Annotated in this window: 19 protein-coding genes; 5 read left to right on the forward strand and 14 right to left on the reverse strand. The window is 62.0% G+C overall.

The genetic code is table 11. From position 1 onward, the window contains the following. Nucleotides 1–43 precede the first annotated feature (43 nt). The 8 genes from paaI to paaA all read right to left on the reverse strand — a co-directional run bounded on the left by paaI (nt 44) and on the right by paaA (nt 6666). Nucleotides 44–490, reverse strand: coding sequence for a hydroxyphenylacetyl-CoA thioesterase PaaI (gene paaI / locus P9875_RS26755; protein WP_278317079.1), 447 nt, complete (start codon nt 488–490; stop codon nt 44–46). Further along, entirely contained in the window at nt 480–2048 is a 1569-nt protein-coding gene (gene paaH / locus P9875_RS26760) for a 3-hydroxyacyl-CoA dehydrogenase PaaH (RefSeq protein ID WP_278317080.1), read from the reverse strand. The genes paaI and paaH overlap by 11 nt, the downstream gene beginning before the upstream one ends. A gap of 1 nt (nt 2049) precedes the next feature. Continuing rightward, complete coding sequence (gene paaG / locus P9875_RS26765) at nt 2050–2841, reverse strand: 2-(1,2-epoxy-1,2-dihydrophenyl)acetyl-CoA isomerase PaaG (protein WP_278317081.1); 792 nt, start codon at nt 2839–2841, stop codon at nt 2050–2052. Between the two features lie 90 nt (nt 2842–2931). Next, entirely contained in the window at nt 2932–4011 is a 1080-nt protein-coding gene (paaE, locus tag P9875_RS26770; protein ID WP_278317082.1) for a 1,2-phenylacetyl-CoA epoxidase subunit PaaE, read from the reverse strand. Nucleotides 4012–4051: 40 nt separating this feature from the next. After that, nucleotides 4052–4597 carry a 1,2-phenylacetyl-CoA epoxidase subunit PaaD gene (gene paaD, locus P9875_RS26775; RefSeq protein WP_278317083.1) on the reverse strand — a complete coding sequence of 182 codons (546 nt, stop codon included), beginning with the start codon at nt 4595–4597 and terminating at the stop codon, nt 4052–4054. Then, nucleotides 4597–5349: a 1,2-phenylacetyl-CoA epoxidase subunit PaaC gene (gene paaC, locus P9875_RS26780; protein ID WP_423221867.1), complete on the reverse strand. Its 753-nt coding sequence runs from the start codon at nt 5347–5349 to the stop codon at nt 4597–4599. The genes paaD and paaC overlap by 1 nt, the downstream gene beginning before the upstream one ends. Before the next feature lie 14 nt (nt 5350–5363). Then, the gene (paaB, locus tag P9875_RS26785) at nt 5364–5648 is read right to left on the reverse strand and encodes a 1,2-phenylacetyl-CoA epoxidase subunit PaaB (RefSeq protein WP_034746356.1); all 285 of its coding nucleotides are present in this window, start codon (nt 5646–5648) and stop codon (nt 5364–5366) included. 28 nt (nt 5649–5676) lie between these two features. After that, nucleotides 5677–6666 (reverse strand): 1,2-phenylacetyl-CoA epoxidase subunit PaaA, encoded by a 990-nt coding sequence (gene paaA, locus P9875_RS26790; protein WP_278317085.1) that lies wholly within the window; start codon nt 6664–6666, stop codon nt 5677–5679. A 267-nt stretch (nt 6667–6933) separates the two neighbouring features. On the opposite strand from paaA, the gene paaX reads away from it, so the two are divergent. After that, complete coding sequence (paaX, locus tag P9875_RS26795; protein WP_278317086.1) at nt 6934–7863, forward strand: phenylacetic acid degradation operon negative regulatory protein PaaX; 930 nt, start codon at nt 6934–6936, stop codon at nt 7861–7863. Nucleotides 7864–7960: 97 nt separating this feature from the next. On the opposite strand, the gene P9875_RS26800 is transcribed toward paaX, so the two are convergent. Continuing rightward, complete coding sequence (locus P9875_RS26800) at nt 7961–8215, reverse strand: hypothetical protein (protein WP_278317087.1); 255 nt, start codon at nt 8213–8215, stop codon at nt 7961–7963. A 140-nt stretch (nt 8216–8355) separates the two neighbouring features. On the opposite strand from P9875_RS26800, the gene P9875_RS26805 reads away from it, so the two are divergent. Further along, entirely contained in the window at nt 8356–9480 is a 1125-nt protein-coding gene (locus tag P9875_RS26805; protein ID WP_035822333.1) for a M14 family metallopeptidase, read from the forward strand. Between the two features lie 128 nt (nt 9481–9608). Here the strand turns inward: P9875_RS26805 and pmbA are convergent, their stop codons facing one another. Further along, a complete protein-coding gene (pmbA, locus tag P9875_RS26810) occupies nt 9609–10961 on the reverse strand; it encodes a metalloprotease PmbA (RefSeq protein WP_099401682.1) in 1353 nt (450 codons plus the stop codon). A 92-nt stretch (nt 10962–11053) separates the two neighbouring features. Between pmbA and yjgA the strand changes: the two genes are divergently transcribed. From yjgA to P9875_RS26825, 3 genes are all read left to right on the forward strand, one after another. Next, nucleotides 11054–11653, forward strand: coding sequence for a ribosome biogenesis factor YjgA (gene yjgA / locus P9875_RS26815; RefSeq protein WP_035822337.1), 600 nt, complete (start codon nt 11054–11056; stop codon nt 11651–11653). 90 nt (nt 11654–11743) lie between these two features. Beyond that, complete coding sequence (gene mog / locus P9875_RS26820; protein WP_035822340.1) at nt 11744–12373, forward strand: molybdopterin adenylyltransferase; 630 nt, start codon at nt 11744–11746, stop codon at nt 12371–12373. Next, on the forward strand, nt 12370–13038 hold the full coding sequence (locus tag P9875_RS26825) for an alpha/beta hydrolase (protein ID WP_035822342.1): 669 nt from the start codon (nt 12370–12372) through the stop codon (nt 13036–13038). The genes mog and P9875_RS26825 overlap by 4 nt, the downstream gene beginning before the upstream one ends. A 56-nt stretch (nt 13039–13094) precedes the next feature. Here the strand turns inward: P9875_RS26825 and P9875_RS26830 are convergent, their stop codons facing one another. The 4 genes from P9875_RS26830 to P9875_RS26845 form a co-directional block, all read right to left on the reverse strand. Continuing rightward, nucleotides 13095–14642 carry a S1C family serine protease gene (locus P9875_RS26830; protein ID WP_278317088.1) on the reverse strand — a complete coding sequence of 516 codons (1548 nt, stop codon included), beginning with the start codon at nt 14640–14642 and terminating at the stop codon, nt 13095–13097. Nucleotides 14643–14746: 104 nt separating this feature from the next. Then, complete coding sequence (locus P9875_RS26835; protein ID WP_278317089.1) at nt 14747–15313, reverse strand: carboxymuconolactone decarboxylase family protein; 567 nt, start codon at nt 15311–15313, stop codon at nt 14747–14749. After that, nucleotides 15313–16161, reverse strand: a complete 849-nt coding sequence (locus P9875_RS26840; RefSeq protein ID WP_099401685.1) for a fumarylacetoacetate hydrolase family protein — start codon at nt 16159–16161, stop codon at nt 15313–15315. Before P9875_RS26840 ends, P9875_RS26835 begins: the two co-directional genes overlap by 1 nt. Then, a complete protein-coding gene (locus P9875_RS26845; RefSeq protein WP_278317090.1) occupies nt 16106–17446 on the reverse strand; it encodes an MFS transporter in 1341 nt (446 codons plus the stop codon). The genes P9875_RS26840 and P9875_RS26845 overlap by 56 nt, the downstream gene beginning before the upstream one ends. Nucleotide 17447 lies beyond the last annotated feature (1 nt).

Here is a 17447-nt window from a genome sequence, read left to right on the forward strand (position 1 = left end):
ACTGTTCAATCGGTACCGGCAGTTCAAGCCTGCTCTTGTCACTTCAATTGCTGATAACTTCACCGGCCACGCGGATCGACTTGCCGCGGAAGAGCGCGACGGCGCGCCCTTCCTGGTTGCTGACCTTGACGTCGTAGACGCCGCTCTTGCCGGCCAGCGCCTGTTCGACGGCATGCGCTGTCAGCACGTCGCCTTCGCGGCCCGGCGCCAGGTAATCGATGGTACAGCCGGCGCCCACGGTGTTCAGGTTGTAGCTGTTGCAGGCGAAGGCGAAGGCGCTGTCGGCCAGGGCGAAGATGAAGCCGCCGTGGCAGGTCTGGTGGCCATTGAGCATGTCGGCGCGCACCGTCATCGTCATGCGCGCATGGCCGGGGCCCACTGCGGCCAGGGCGATACCCATGGCGGCGGTGGCGTTGTCGCGCGACAGCATGGAGGCGGCTGCCGCTTCGGCCAGGGCTTGTGCAGTGATGTTGTGGTCTTCATTCGGCATGAAAGCGATCTCCATTGGCAAGTTTACGGCGCAGCAGCGGCGAGACCCGGTAGCGGTCTTCGCCATAGCCCAGCGCCAGGTGCTGCAATACGGTGACGATGTGCTGGACGCCGACGGCATCGGCCCAGGCCAGCGGCCCGCGCGGATAATTGACGCCCTTCTGCATGGCGATATCGACGGCGGCCACCGTGCACACGCCCTGGTTGACGGCGTCGGCCGCCTCGTTGGCCAGCATGGCGACGGTGCGCATGACGGCCAGGCCAGGCACGTCGTCCAGGCGCGTGACGATGAAACCGGCCGCCTGGAACAGGCCGACGACGGCCGCGTAGGCGGCGTCGCTGCACTGGTCCGCACGGGCCACGGCGATGCGCTTGGCGCCAGCATAATCGAGCGCCAGGTCGAACAGCACCGTATCCGGATGCTGGTTGTCGTGCGCGCGCTGGGTGGCGCTGCGCCCATCGGTGAGGTAAATCGCGGCGCCATGGCAATGCAGGGCTGGCGCCTCGTCGTGCGCCTGGCCTTCCTGCGTCACGCGGCGGCTGACGGTGATGCCCGCCTGCTCGAGCCGCTGCACCAGGCTGTGGATGATTCCGCTGTGGCCACGGCCATCGCCGCCGATGGCCGCTGACAGGGCGACGAATTCCGGGGTCGCTTGCGCGCTTTCCGCCTGCGCCACAGGGGCAACGGCGCCTTCGCCGTACCGGTAAAAGCCGCGGCCCGATTTGCGGCCGAGGAAACCGGCGTTGACCATTTCCTGCTGCAGCACGGACGGCGTGAAGCGCGGGTCGTTGAAATAGGCGCCGAACACGGATTGCGTGACGGAGAAATTCACATCGTGGCCGATCAGGTCCATCAATTCGAATGGGCCCATGCGGAAACCGCCCGCTTCGCGCAGCACGGCATCGATGGTGGCGGCATCGCCCGCCTGTTCGTTCAGCAAGCGCCAGCCTTCCGCGTAAAACGGACGGGCGACACGGTTGACGATGAAGCCCGGCGTCGATTTCGCATGCACGGGGTTCTTGCCCCAGGCGATCGACGTATCGTAGACGGTGGCGGCCACCTGCTCGCTGGTGGCCAGGCCACTGATCACTTCGACCAGCGCCATCAGCGGCACGGGGTTAAAGAAATGCATGCCGACCAGGCGTTCCGGGCGGCGCAGCTTGGCGGCAATCGCCGTGACGGAAATCGACGAGGTATTCGTCGCCAGGATGCAGTCGTCACTGACCAAGGTTTCGAGTTCGGCGAACAGGCCGCGCTTGACGTCGAGGTTTTCCACGATGGCTTCCACCACCAGGGCGCAATCGCTCACATCGGCCAGGCTGCCGGCCGCCTGAAGGCGCGCCGTGGCGGCCGTGGCTTCGTCCGCCGTCATGCGGCCCTTTTCGGCCAGCTTCGAATACATTTTCGCGATGTCGGCCAGCGCCTTGCTGACGGCTTCCGCCCGCGTGTCATACAGTTTGACCCGGTAGCCGGCGGCCGCGGCCACCTGCGCGATACCGGCCCCCATGGCGCCACTGCCGATGACGGCGACGATACTGTTGTTGTCCAGAGCTGCCATATCAATGTCCCTTGAATTGCGGTGCGCGCTTTTCCATGAAGGCGGCCACGCCTTCGCGGTAATCGTCGCTGTGTCCGAGATCGCTCATCATGCGCGCTTCCAGCGCCAGCTGCTGCGGCAGGGTATTGGCGCCACTGGCGGCCAGCGCCTGCTTGGTGAACGCCAGACCCTTGGTCGGCGCCGTGGAAAAGTGTACGGCCAGCTTGCGCGTTTCTTCCACCAGCTGGGCATCCTCGACGCATTTCCAGATCAGGCCCCAGTCTTCCGCTTTTTCCGCCGTCAGTTTTTCGCCAAGCATGGCCAGGCCCATGGCGCGCGCGGAACCGATCAGGCGTGGCAGGAAGAAGGTGCCGCCCGTGTCCGGGATCAGGCCCAGCTTGCAAAACACTTCGACGAAGCTGGCCGACTTGCCGGCGATGACGATGTCGCAGGCCAGCGCCAGGTTGGCGCCCGCGCCGGCGGCCACGCCGTTGACGGCGCAAATCACGGGCATGGGCAAAGCCTTCAAGGCCAGCACCAGCGGCGCGTAATTCTTTTCCACCGACTCGCCCAGGTCCACGCCCTTCGAACCTGGTTCCACGGCGCGGTCGGACAAATCCTGGCCCGCGCAAAAACCGCGGCCCGCCCCCGTCAATACAAACACGCGCACGCTGCTGTCGGCGTTGACTTTCGCAATCGCGTCGCGCACTTCCTCGTGCATGGCTTGCGTAAAACTATTGAGCTTGTCGGGACGGTTCAGGGTCAGGGTGGCGATACCCTGTTCGATGGTGAAGAGGATGTTTTGGTAGCTCATGGCGTGTCTCGGTTTTTAGTTTTCAACCCAAGGACAAGTGCCGGGGTCGAACCTTAAGGTCCGACCCCAGTCTTCGCTTGGGGTCTGATGTTATTCAGCCTGGTCGAAGTCGACGACGACCTTGTCGGTCAGCGGAAAACTCTGGCAACTGAGGACGAAACCGCGCGCCACTTCGTAGTCTTCCAGCGCGTAGTTGACGTCCATTTCGACTTTGCCGTCGAGGATCTTGCAGCGGCAAGTCGAGCATACGCCGCCCTTGCACGAATAGCGCATGTCCAGCCCGGCGCGCAGGCCCGCGTCGAGGAGGGATTCCTTATCCTTGTCCATCGTGAAGGTGGTGTGGTTGCCGTCCATGATGACGGTCACTTCCGTTTCCTGCACAGTATCGGCGGCCAGCTGGGCGCGCGGCTTGTGGGCATTTTTCGGGATGCTGGCGGCAAACAGTTCGATCTTGATATTCTGCTTGGGCATGCCGGCTGCCTGCAGGGCGGCGGAGACGCCCAGCATCATGTCTTCCGGGCCGCAGATGAAGGCGTTGTCGTAGTCTTCGACCTTGATCCAGTGCTGCAGGAACTGCTCGCATTTTTCCTGCGTGATGCGGCCGTTGAACAATTCGATATCCTGCTGCTCGCGGCTCATCACGTAGACGAGGTTCAAACGCTCCAGGTACACATCCTTCAGATCCGTCAATTCTTCCTTGAAGATGACGGACGACGAGGCGCGGTTACCGTAGAAAAGGGTGAAGCGGCTCAGGGGTTCCGTCAGCAAGGTCGTCTTGATGATGGAGAGGATGGGAGTGATGCCGCTGCCGGCCGCGAACGCCAGGTAATGCTTACGGTTGACGCAGTCGAGCGGCACGTTGAAGTGACCCATGGGCGGCATCACTTCGATGGTGGCGCCGGCTTTCAGGGTGTCGTTCGCCCAGGTCGAAAATGCGCCGCCCGGCGTGCGCTTGATGGCCACGCGCAGGGTGCCGTCCTGTACCGCCGAACAGATGGAATACGAGCGGCGCACGTCTTCCGCATTGATATTGGCGCGCAGGGTCAGGTGCTGGCCCTGCTGGAAGCGGAACTGCTGCTGCAATTCAGCTGGCACGTCGAACGTGACGGCGATGGTGTCGCGCGTTTCGTTGCGCACCTTGGCCACGCACAGCGGATAAAATTTACTCATGCTTCATCTCCAGTTTCTTCGGAACGTGTGCCTGATTTTTTTAGTGGCACTTGAAGTAGTCAAACGGTTCGCGGCAATCGATGCATTTGTACAGGGCCTTGCACGGTGTGGAGCCGAACTGGCTGGTCAGCTGCGTATGCGTCGAGCCGCAGTTCGGGCAGATCACGTCCAGCTTAGGCATGGGCTGACGCTTGACGCCACCCGCTGCTCCTCTACCAAGGCCGCTAATGTCGATCACCTGCTGCTGCGGCGGGGCGATGCCATAGCCTTTCAGCTTGGCCTTGCCTTCTTCGCTCATCCAGTCCGTGGTCCACGCAGGCGCCAGCTGATTCACCAGGGTCACCTTGGCCACGCCATGACTGCGCAAGGCATCCGTGACGGCGTCGGCGATCACCTGCATGGCCGGGCAGCCCGAATACGTGGGCGTGATCGTCACGATGCACTCTTCGCTGCTGACCACATCGACGGCGCGCACGATGCCCAGGTCCACCACCGAAATGACGGGGATTTCCGGGTCCGGCACGTCGCCGAGCCAGGCCCAGACCTGGGCGGCATCCAGCGCTGCGGCGCCAGCGACCGTGTTCATTACCACTCCGCCCCGGGATAGGCGCGCTGCAGGAACTGCATCTCGGCCAGGATAAAACCCAGGTGCTCCGTGTGCGTGCCCTGCTTGCCGCCCTTTTGCATCCAGGCGTCGGGCGCCGGCATGGTCAATGTCGCTTCGGCGAAGATCTCGGCCACGTGTTCGAGGAAAGCGCGGCGCAGCACGTCCGATGGCGGCGCGATGCCGGCGGCGACCATGGCCTGGTCGACGGCGTCGTACTTGAACATCTCGCCCGTGTACATCCACAGCTGGTCGGCGGCGGCCTGCGTTTTCGCGTGGCTGTCCGCCGTGCCGTCGCCGAGGCGCACGATCAGGTCGCCGCTGCGGCGCAAGTGATAGGTCACTTCCTTGATCGATTTTTGCGCCACCTCGACGATGCGCGCATCCGTCGATTTCGTCAGTTCCAGCAGCTGGAAGTAGTGCCAGCTGTCGAAGAAGAACTGGCGCATCATGGTGTCGGCGTAATTGCCGTTCGGCTGCTCGACCAGCAGGCAGTTCTTGAAATCGTGGGCGTCGCGCAGGAAAGCGATGTCGTCTTCGTCGCGGCCCGCGTTTTCCAGCTCGGCCGCATAGCTGAACCACAAACGCGTCTGGCCCAGGAGGTCCAGCGCCACGTTGGTCAGCGCCATGTCTTCTTCCAGCGCCGGCCCCTTGCCGCACAGCTGCGACAGCTGCTGGCTGAGGATCAGGGCATTGTCGCCCAGGCGAAAAAGATAATTGACCTTGTCATCCATTGCAGGCGCTCCCATCACAGGTTCTTGACTTCTTCCGGCATCGGGAAGAAGGTGGGATGGCGGTACACCTTGCTGTTCGACGGTTCGAACAGGGCGCCCTTGTCGCCGGGGCTGCTGGCAACGATATCGGCCGCGCGCACCACCCAGATGCTCACGCCTTCATTGCGGCGCGTATAGACGTCGCGCGCATGGTTGACCGCCATGGTGGCGTCAGAGGCGTGCAGGCTGCCCACATGCTTGTGCGCCAGGCCGTGCTGGCTGCGGATGAAAACTTCCCACAATGGCCATTCTTTGCTCATGTTGCTCTCCCCTATCTGTCTTATGTAATTACGCTGCTGCTTTGTTAGCGGCTTGCTTGTCTGCATACGCGAGCAAGGCATCGCGGAACCATGCGCCGTCTTCATACGCTTTGACACGCGTTTGCAGGCGTTCGCGGTTGCACGGGCCATTGCCCTTCAGGACGTTGTTGAACTCGGACCAGTCGATCTCGCCGAATTCATAGTGGCCCGTTTCCGCATTGAACTTCAGGTCGGGATCGGGCACGGTCAGGCCCAGGTATTCGATTTGCGGCACGGTCTGATCGACCATGCGCTGGCGCAATTCGTCGTTCGAGAACAGCTTGATGCGCCATTGCGCCGACTGGGCGCTGTTGACGGAGGCGGCGTCGGACGGGCCGAACATCATCAGCGAAGGCCACCACCAGCGGTTCAAGGCATCCTGCGCCATGGCTTTCTGCTCGGGCGTGCCCTTGCACAGCGACATCATGATGTCGTAGCCCTGGCGCGCATGGAACGATTCTTCCTTGCACACGCGGATCATGGCGCGCGCATACGGACCGTAAGAGCAGCGGCACAGGGGAATCTGGTTGATGATGGCGGAACCGTCGACCAGCCAGCCGATGGCGCCCATGTCGGCCCACGACAGGGTCGGATAATTAAAGATGCTGGAATACTTGGCTTTACCCGAGTGCAAGGCGGCCAACAAGTCGTCGCGCGACACGCCCAGGGTTTCCGCGGCGCTATACAGGTACAGGCCATGGCCTGCTTCGTCCTGGATCTTCGCCAGCAGGATGGACTTGCGTTTCAGGGTCGGCGCGCGCGTGACCCAGTTACCTTCGGGCAATTGGCCGACGATTTCCGAGTGCGCGTGCTGCGAAATCTGGCGGATCAGGGTCTTGCGGTAGGCATCCGGCATCCAGTCCTTGGCCTCGATCTTGATGCCTTCGTCGATGCGTGCCTGGAAAGCGCGCTCTTCTTGACCCATGTCGTCGAGGGAACGGACGTTCTTGAGGCCGGTTTCAACCATTTGTGCGTACATGATGTGTCTCCCATGTCTTTGATTTTGCGCAGCAACGCGGTGCGATGAACAGATAATACGATACAAAAAACGATTTGCATACACTTGATATGAATCATTTTAAAAATTCGTATCTTATGCCGCTTTTTTGTGCGTATGATATTGCTTATGAGAAAACACTACGAAGCGCCACCAGCGCTTCCGGCAAATTATTGCCGCGCTACCCGCGCAGCCAAGTAAACTGCTGCTTTTATTGAACCGACCGCAACACGGCCAGACCGGAACCACATGAAGAACACCCGCTGCACGGCATGGATAGCCGATTTCCTGGAAAGCGACCCACCGCGCTCGAAGTCCCTGGTGATGACCATCTTTGGCGACGCCATCGTGCCGCGCGGCGGCGCCATCTGGCTGGGCAGCCTGATCGAACTGCTGGCGCCATTCGGCGTCAATGACCGCTTATTGCGCACCAGCGTATTCCGCCTGGCGCAGGAAGGCTGGCTCAGCTCGCAGCGCGACGGCCGCCGCAGCGCCTATACGATACGCCCGGAGGCGCTGGCCCGCTTCGAACGCGCCTACCGCCGCATCTATGCGCCGCTGGTCGTGCATTGGGATGGCAGCTGGACCCTGGTGATCGGACCGGCCGGCAGCATCGGCGCGGCCGAGCGGGGGGCGCTGCGCAAGGAATTATTGTGGGCCGGCTATGGTTTGATTTCTCCCGGCATCTTTGGCCACCCGGCCAGCAATGCGGAGGCGCTGGAAGATATCCTCGTGCGCAATGAGGTGCAGGGTAAGCTGTACGTCTGCCACACCACGGAATTGCCGGGCGTGAGCACGCGTCCCCTGCGCGACATGGTGGGCGACTGCTGGGACTTGTCGGAAGTGATGGCCGGCTACGCAAAATTCATCGCCAGCTTCCAGCCCCTGCTGACCCTGCTGCAGGAAGAACCCGTGTTCGATGCGGAGCAGGCGTTCGTCATCCGCTCCCTGCTGACGCACGCCTACCGCCGCGTGCAATTGCACGACCCGCAACTGCCCGTCGAACTGCTGCCCGAACCGTGGCCCGGCACGCAAGCGTATGCGCTGGCGCGCGACCTGTACCGCATCACGTATGCGGCTGCCGAGGAACATATCCTGGCTACCCTGCGGCGCGAGGATGAGCAGGCGGCATCTGTCGAGCCGTGGTTCTACGAACGATTTGGCGGTCTGACTACTTGAACGTCTGAAAAATGTTCAGGGCCAGGCGCGTGGCCGCAGGCAGTACGACTAGTACGCCAAGGCAACGCAACGCCGCCATGGGCATTTTCTCAGGCGTTCACTGCTTCAGCACTACTTGCTTGGCCCCAGCCAGCAAATCCTGCCCCAGCTTTTCCAGCGCATTGACCTGCACCAGCATGGTGTCGAGGATGGCGACGTTGAAGGTGTATTCGGCCGGCGTCGTATAGCCGGGGAAACGTATGATGCGCAGCAATTCCTGCAAGGTCGTGCCCTTGCCCAGGTGCGCCAGGGCGTCGCTGAGGGCGCTGACTTTCTTTTCCAGTTCGCGTATGTGTTTGCCGTTGTCGTCCATGATGATCTCCTGTGTCGGAGCTTCCACGTTAGCAAAGCACGTCCGCCGTCGTTTGCGCCAGCACAAAGGCGCGGCTAAAACGGGTATCATCGCGCCATTGCACACGATGCAAAACCCATACGTTTTTATCAGGAACACACATGACCATTAAAATCAGTCAGCAATTCGACGCCGGCGCGATCGAGGTGCTGCGCGCCGACGATGCCCACTCCATCGAGCTGAACATCCGCAAGGATTCCCACGCCGACATCACGCAGTGGTTTTACTTCCGCCTGCAAGGCGCGCAAGGCGAGGCGTGCACGATCCGCTTCATGAACGCTGGCAAGTCGGCCTACCCGGACGGCTGGAAAGATTACCAGGCTGTCGCCAGCTACGACCGCGAAACCTGGTTCCGCGTGCCGACCAGCTTTGACGGCACCGTGATGACCATCGAACATACGCCGGAAGAAGAAAGCGTGTACTACGCCTACTTCGAACCGTATCCATGGGACCGTCACCTGGCCTTGATCGACAGCGCGCAAGCGTCGCCGCTGGTACGCCTGATCGACCTGGGCAGCACCGTGGAAGGCCGCGACATGAACCTGCTGGTGGTCGGCGACGCCGATGCCGAGAAAAAAGTCTGGGTCATCGCGCGCCAGCATCCCGGTGAAACGATGGCCGAATGGTTTGTCGAAGGCATGCTCGAAGCCTTGCTGGACCAGGCCAATCCGTTTGCCCGCCAGTGCCTGCAGGACGCCGTCTTCTACGTGGTGCCGAACATGAACCCGGACGGTTCCGTGCATGGCAACCTGCGCACCAACGCGGCCGGCGCAAACTTGAACCGCGAATGGATGACGCCAACGATGGAGCGCAGCCCGGAAGTATTCTTGGTGAAACAGAAGATGCATGAAATCGGCTGCGACCTGTTCCTCGACGTGCATGGCGACGAAGGTCTGCCATATGTATTCGTGGCTGGCAGCGATGCGCTGGAAAATTTCACGCCAGCACAAAAAGCCGAGCAAGACCGCTTCATCGCCGACTTCAAGGTGGCCAGCCCCGACTTCCAGGATGAGCACGGCTACGAAGACGGCCCGTTCACGCCGGAAGTGCTGACCATGGGTTCGCCCCACATCACGCACGCCTTCGGCTGCCTGTCGCTGACCCTGGAATTGCCGTTCAAGGACAATGCCAACGATCCCGACCCGCAAACGGGCTGGAGCGGCGCCCGCAGCGCCGCCCTGGGCGCGGCCGTGCTGCAACCGATTCTGTCCACTTTGCGCGCCTGAGCGCCAGGGCCGAACCGGCCCGCTTGATCCCATGCCCCGCTCGCCGGGGCATTTTTTTGCCCGCGCGGCCAGCGTTTGGGAAGCGTGCCGAGGCAGCAGCTGCCGTCTGGCATCGAACCGCTTGCGCCTCAGCCGCCCGCCACCACCATGCTCTCGATAAGGATGGAACCCGTCTCTTTGGTGCCGCGGCGCAAAGCGTCGGCACCCACGGCCACGATGTTGCGCAGCATGTCCTTCATGTTGCCGGCGATGGTGATTTCTTCCACCGGGTATTGGATGACGCCATTTTCCACCCAGAAACCGGACGCGCCGCGCGAATAATCGCCCGTCACGTAATTGGTTCCCTGTCCCATCAGTTCCGTCACCAGCAAGCCCGTGCCCAGCTTTTTCAGCATGGCGCTAAAATCGTCGCTGGCGGCCGTCAGCTTCGAGGTCAGGTACAGATTGTGCGAACCGCCCGCGTTGCCCGTCGTCTGCATACCCAGCTTGCGGGCCGTGTAAGTCGACAGGAAATAGCCTTGCACCACGCCATCCTTGACGACGTCACGGCTGACGGTTTTCACGCCCTCTTCATCGAACGGGGCCGAACCGACGCCGCCGATCACATGCGGGTCTTCAAAGATCTGCACGTGCGACGGCAACACTTGCGTGCCCAGGGAATCGTTCAGGAACGTGGACTTGCGGTACAGGGCGCCGCCCGAAGTCGCTTGCACATAAGTACCGAGCAAACCGGCCGCCAGCGGCGCTTCGAACAGCACAGGGCAAGTACGCGTGCCCAGTTTGCGCGCGTTCAGGCGCGACAGGGCGCGCTCGGCGGCGTAGCGGCCGATGGCTTCCGGGCTAGCCATTTTGGCGGCGTCGCGCACGGACGAATACCAGTCGTCGCGCTGCATCTTGGCGCCCTTGCCAGCGATGGGCGCCACGGACAGGGTGTGGCGCGAAAACGGGTAGCCGCCGATGAAGCCGCGCGAATTGGCGGATACAAAGTGCGATTGCTGCACGTGCACGCTGGCGCCTTCGCTATTCGTGATGCGCGGGTCGACGGCAAACGCGGCCGCTTCGGCCCGCTGGGCCAGCACGACGGCTTCCTCGGTGGAAATGCGCCATGGATAAAACAGTTGCAAGTCGCGGGGAGACATTTCCAGCATGTCGGCGTCGGCCAGGCCGGCGCAATCGTCCTCGGCTGTGAAGCGGGCGATGTTGTAGGCGGCGTCCACCGTGGCGCGCAGGGCGGCCGGAGAGAAATCGGAAGTGCTGGCATTGCCGCGCTTCTTGCCGATAAAGACCGTCACGCCCATGCCCTTGTCCTTGTTTTGCTCGATCGTCTCGATCTTGCCTTTTCGTACAGAAACGGACAGGCCACCGCCTTCGCTGACTTCGACGGCAGCGTCGGTGCCGCCCGCTTCCCGCGCAAAAGACAACACATCACGGGCCAGTTGCTGCAATTGCTCTTGACTATGGGTAAATACGGAGTCGTTCATGCGCTGTTTTCTTCGGAAAGCCGCTAAAAAGGTTATCATAGCAGTCGTTTACAGTTTACAGGTGCGGCCTACGCGGCCAATCCCGCCTTATCATGCCAAATCCAAACCGGGGAGCTTGCGGCTTCCAATCGACCGAATTCGAACAGGAATATGAACGTCCTTCGAAGTCGGAACTCAAACGCCAGATGACCGTCCTGCAAAAGCTGGGCGAAGAACTCGTCAATGAAGCACGTGACCGCGTCAAGCGCGTCCCGATGCCGGAAGACGTGCGCGACGCCATTCTCGAATGCCAGCAAATCAAGGATCACGAAGGCCGCCGCCGCCAGTTGCAATACGTGGGCAAGAAGATGCGCACCCTGGATGAGGAAGAAGTTGCCGCCATCCAACGCACCATCGATAGCTGGAAAGGCTTGTCGAAAGCCGACACGGCCAATATGCACGCGATGGAACGCCGCCGCGACAAGCTCTTGACGGACGACAAGGCGTTGACCGTCTTGCTGTCGGAAAACCCGGAACTAGACGTGCAGCACCTGCGCACCCTGATCCGCAATGCCCGCAAGGAGCAGGCCGAGAACAAGCCGCCAAAAGCCTACCGCGAAATCTTCCAGATCTTGAAAGAGATCGCCAAGAAGAACAACGGCGGCAAGAAAGATGCCGACGAAGATGACGTTGAAGGCGAAGACGACGAGTAAAAAACTGGGGTCAGACCCGGCGGGTCTGACCCCGAAAGTAGCTAAAAACCGGGATCAGCCCGGTTTTTTTACGACATAAACAGGTGCCCCATGACCACGATAGAAGACGAATTGATTATCGGCCTCGTGTCGATCTCGGACCGCGCCAGCGGCGGCGTGTATGAAGACCTGGGCATCCCGGCCCTGGAAAGCTGGCTGTCCGCCGCCATCCGCACGCCATTCCGCCTGGAAAAGCGTTTGATCCCGGACGAGCGCTCGCAGATTGAAAACACCCTGATCGACATGGTCGACCTGAGCCACTGCCATTTGATACTGACGACGGGCGGCACGGGACCGGCGCGGCGCGATGTGACGCCAGACGCCACCTTGTCCGTCGGGACCAAGGAAATGCCCGGTTTCGGCGAACAGATGCGTCAGATCAGCCTGCAATTCGTGCCGACGGCGATCCTGTCGCGCCAGGTGGCCGTGATCCGCGAGACGCCCGAGCGCGCCGCCCTGATCATGAACTTGCCGGGCCAGCCGAAAGCCATCAAGGAAACCCTGGAAGGCTTGAAAGATGCCGACGGCGTGCAACTGGTCAACGGCATCTTTGCCGCCGTGCCGTATTGCATCGACCTCATCGGCGGTCCCTACATGGAAACCGACCCGGCCATCTGCAAGGCCTTCCGTCCCAAATCGGCGCTGCGTCCGGCGCAACCTTTACCTGAGGAAAACACATGAGCACCTTGCTGGAAACCATAGAACTCGACAGCGCACCGAATCCCACCGTCTCCATCATCTGGATGCACGGCCTGGGCGCCGACGGCAACGACTTCGTGCCTCTGGTGAAAGAACTCGATTTGCGCGGCTGTCCCGCCATCCGTTTCATTTTCCCCAGCGCGGGCACCATGCCCGTCACCATCAACAACGGTTATGTGATGCGCGCCTGGTACGACATCCGCGAAAACGACCTGGTGCGCCGTGAAGATGAAGGCGGCTTGCGCGCCTCGCAAGCCCAAATTGAAGCGCTGATCGCGCGCGAAAAGGCGCGCGGCATTCCCGCCAGCCGCATCATCCTGGCCGGTTTCTCGCAAGGCTGCGCCATGACCTTGCAAACGGGCTTGCGTCACGCGGAACCGCTGGCCGGCCTGATGTGCCTGTCCGGCTATCTGCCGCTGGCCGACAAGACGGCGGCCGAACGCACCCCGGCCAGCCTGGAAACGCCGATCTTCATGGCGCACGGCACGGCCGACCCCGTGGTACCGGTCGGCCGCGCACAGCAGTCGCGCGACTTGCTCACCGGCATGGGTTACAAGGTGGAATGGCACGAGTACATGATGCAGCACTCGCTGTGCCAGGAAGAGATCGACGCCATCGGCGCGTGGCTGAAAAAAGTGCTGGCATAAAATAAAACAGGCGCGGTGTGCGCCGCGCCTGTTGCCTTGCGAAACGCCGGGAACGATCAGTTCGCCGGCGTTTTTTCGTTCCAGATTTTCAGCATGTCGGGCGACGCTTCCGAACGGATGCCATTGTCCGTCAGTATCGATTCCGTCGCCGCCAGCATGTCCTTGCGCGGCACGACGACCATTTCCGCATCGCGCTGCTGGAAGCGGAACGTCAGCAGCTCATCCGTCTGGTCGCGCAGCAAGGCCACCAGGTGCGCCAGGCTGCGCACGCGCACGCCATTGACGGAATCGACGACCGAGAAGAAACGGGTACTGTAACCATTCATCAGCTTGTGCGGGAAGAAGGGTGCGGCGATCACCACCAGTTCGTCGCGCTCGCTATCGGGCGCATCGCCGCGCCGCGTGGCCAGCGGATTGCCGGCAAACGCCATGCCGCCCAGGATCGCCGGGTTGCCATTCGGCGCCGCCATGAATTCCGTCGTGGCGCGTGAAAACACCATCGGGCCGAAGATGAAATAGGATGGGTAATTGCCCTGCAGGCCGGCGATCAGCATCGGATGCGCAGCCGAGACGGGCACCTTGATTTTCAGGGGCGCGCCCTGGCGCACCACCGTCAACGGCAATTCGCCATCTTTCGCCAGCTGCTGCACCCGGTACTGGAAGCGCACGCGGCTGTTGGCGTTCAGCTTGACCATGCCCTGGTTGTCGATGGGAAAATCGCCGATATGCGTGATGACATCCCACTCCTTGAGCGGATAAGCCGCATCCTTGCTGGCTGGCGACATCACGACGGCGCCCTCGACACCCTTGGCCAGCTTCAGATAGGTGCGCAGCGCCGGATTTTCCAGCGTTTGCGTCACGTCGCGCATGGCCGGCTTGCCCTTGGGCGCACCACTTTCCTGGTCGCGCAGGAACAGCTCAATTTCCTCGTTGGGGATGATGTAGCCGATGTTTTGCGCATTGAGCATGCCGGCAAAGGCCAGGCCGATCATCTTGTCGCCGGCAATCACGGGGCCGCCGCTATTGCCCGGATTGATGGCCGCATCGATCTGGATGCGCAGGCCGGAGACGGGAAAGTTGTAGCGCACGAATTCGATGCGCGAGACGATGCCCTTGGTGATCGACAATGAAGTGCCGCCCGTCGGATAGCCATACGCCAGCACGGCATCGCGCACGTCCGGCAAGACATTCGCACGCGGCACGGCTTTGTGGCTGGCAAAAAAACTGTCGTCGTCGATTTTCAGCAAGGCCAGGTCCATGCCGCGCGAGATGGCCAGCACGGTCGCCGGTATCTTGTCGCCCGCGCCATTGGCCTGGATCTGCACCTGGCTGGCATAGCCGACCACGTGCGCATTGGTGAGGATGCGGCGGCCTTCGATGACGACGCCGGAGCCCGTCACCTCTTGCGGCGCGGCCTTGCTCCAGGGTTTATAGGGGTCCGGCCCGCGCAGGGTGGAAAACACCTTGACGACGGAGTTTTCCAGGGCGGAAGCGCTGGCGCTGGCGGCCGTCTCGGCGGCAAGTGCACGCACCGTCATCAAGGGGCCAAGGGCCAGTATCAGCAAGATACGGCCCATCAGGGTGAAGCACGGACGAGTTTTCATTGAGCTTGTTGGCAATGGAAGGGAAGTAAAATTATATATTGAATAATTGCAACTTCATTACACTTTGTCCATCTTTGCCGAAGAACTCCTCTAAACTCCTCTCGTCAGGCGGGCAAGGGCGTCACGCCCAAGGCCGGCACGGCCGTCTGCGCGCCATTCATCACCATGGCCAGGAAAGTGTAATAGCCATTGATACCCATCAAGTCGACCACGCCATGCTCGCCAAACAGCACCAACGCCCGCGCATACGTGGCGTCGCTGACCCTTTTGTTCTGCTGCAGCTCGATGCAAAAGTCGTGCACGGCTTGCTCATCTTCTTTCAAGGCAAGCGGCACGCGCCGTTCAGCGATGGCGTCCACGGCCGCTTGCGCGATGCCGTTCTGCACGGCGAGCGGCGCGTGGATGGCCCATTCGACTTGCTGGTCCCACTGGCGCGCCGTCACCAGGATCGCCAGTTCCGACAACCGCGTGCCGATGGCGCTGCGGTAGCGCAAATATTCTCCCATGCGCTGCGCCGTTTCCATCAGCTCGGGGCTGCGGATCAGCGGCACGAAAGGACCGTACAGCGCCCCGCGCGGGCCATCGATGATGGCTTGCGCGGCGGCGCGCTGCTGCTGGTCAAGCTGGTTCAGCGGCAGCGGCGGCAAGCGGTCGATATCGCTACCGGCCATCAGGCAGTCCAGGCGACCACGTCCTGCTGCTGTTCGCCCAGACCAGGGATGCCCAGGCGCATGCTGTCGCCTTTTTTGAGGAAGCGCTGCGGCTTGCGGCCCTGGCCCACACCCGGCGGCGTACCCGTGGCGATGACGTCGCCCGGTTCCAGTGTCATGAATTGCGACAGGTAGCTGACGATCTGCGCCACCGTGAAGATCATGGTTTGCGTATTGCCCGTCTGCATGCGCTTGCCGTTGACTTCCAGGTACAGGTCCAGGTCTTGCTCATCGATGATTTCATCGCGCGTCACCAGCCACGGGCCGATGGGGCCGAAGGTGTCGCAGCCCTTGCCTTTATCCCATTGGCCACCCCGTTCCAGCTGGAACGAGCGCTCGGAGATATCGTTGACGACGCAATAGCCAGCCACGTATTTCAGGGCGTCTTCTTCGCTCACGTATTGCGCGCGCGTGCCGATGATCACGCCCAACTCCACTTCCCAATCCGTTTTTTTCGAACCTTTTGGCAACACGACATTGTCGTCCGGGCCATTCAGGCAAGTGATTGCCTTCATGAAGACGATGGGTTCGGCCGGAATCGGCATGCCGGATTCGGCCGCGTGGTCCGCGTAGTTCAGGCCGATGCCGATGAACTTGCCGACTTTCGCCAGCGGCACGCCGAAGCGTGGATTGCCGCGCACCAAAGGCAAGGTCTTTTCGTCGAGCTTGGCCAGCTTGCGCAGGGCTTTGTCGGACAGTTGTGCGCCGTCAATATCGGCAATCACGCCGGACAGGTCGCGCAGTTTGCCTTCTTCATCGATCAGGCCCGGTTTTTCCTTGCCTGGACGTCCATAACGAACGAGTTTCATAGTCTTCCTTGGAGTTGATCATTGCCGCTGTGCAGGCTGCCATTTTACCGGATGGTCCGGCACGGCTGCAGCGGTGAATGAAAAACATCGCAAGTCCCGGCAGTTGCAAGGCCGCCAGCACGCCAAACGCGACCTGGTAGGCCTGCGGCGGATACTGCTGCTGGCTGTTCAGGGGCCAGCAGCCGAGGATCAGGCCAAAGCCCGCCTGTACCAGGAAGGCGCCCGTGAAAATGAGCAGATTGAGACAGGTGGCCGCCCTGCCCGTCAAGCTGGCCGGCATGCTTTGCGCGACGATCGCATATTCGAGGCCCGTCACCGTGCCCAGCAAGGTAAACAGCACGGACAGCAACGGCAGGCTGGGCACCACATTGCATGCCATCGCCACTTGCACTGCGACAAACAGGACGATGCCGGCGCCCGCCACTTGCATGGGTTCAATCGCGCGCCGCCCGGCCCATTCCGTCAGCATGCCCATGCCGATGGCGCCGAAGATGACGGCCGCCATGCCCAGGTACAGCAGATACGCCACATTGTCATCGGACAAGCCGCCCACATCGGCCAGCCAGCGGCCTATCCATAAACCCTGCACGCCAAAGAACACCGTGTGCGGCAGCAGGATCAGCGCGATGGTGCGGCGAAAGGCAGGGTCACGATAGACACTCCACACGCTGACCTTGCTCATGGTTACGGCAGGCGCGGGCATGGCCGGCGACAGCAGGCGGATCAGCAAGCCGATGGCCAGCGCCGCCAGCGCCAGGCCCAGGAAGACGCCGCGCCAGTCCGTATAGTGCAGGGCCAGCTTGACGGGCATGGTAGCCGTGGCCGCGCCCAGTCCGCCCACGGCGATCAGATAGCCATGCACGGACGGCAGGCGGGCTGGCGCGATGGCGCACGAGATCGCTTTCACGGCGGCCATGAAACAGCCGCCCAGGCCCGCTCCCATCAAGGCGCGCGCCCACATCAGCTCGGCAAAGCTGTGGCCCCGGCTGAACAGCCACACGCCCAGCGCTGCCAGCGCCAGCAGCCACAGTTGCACCGTGCGGGGGCCGTAGCGATCCAGCGCCATGCCAACCGGCAATTGCACCAGCGCAAAGGCGAGAAAAAAAGCGCTGGTCAGCAGGCCCAGCTGGGCTGGCGTCAGGGCGATGGCGCCCAGCAACTCGGCCGTCAGCACGGCATTCACGCCGCGCAGCAGGCAAGACAGATAATGCCCGAGCGCGAACGGCAGGAACACGAGGCAAAACACGGCCACGCCGGAGCGGGAAGAAGCGCCGGCGCCGTGCATG

The sequence above is a fragment of the Janthinobacterium rivuli genome, assembly GCF_029690045.1.
Taxonomy (GTDB): Bacteria; Pseudomonadota; Gammaproteobacteria; order Burkholderiales; family Burkholderiaceae_D; genus Janthinobacterium; species Janthinobacterium rivuli.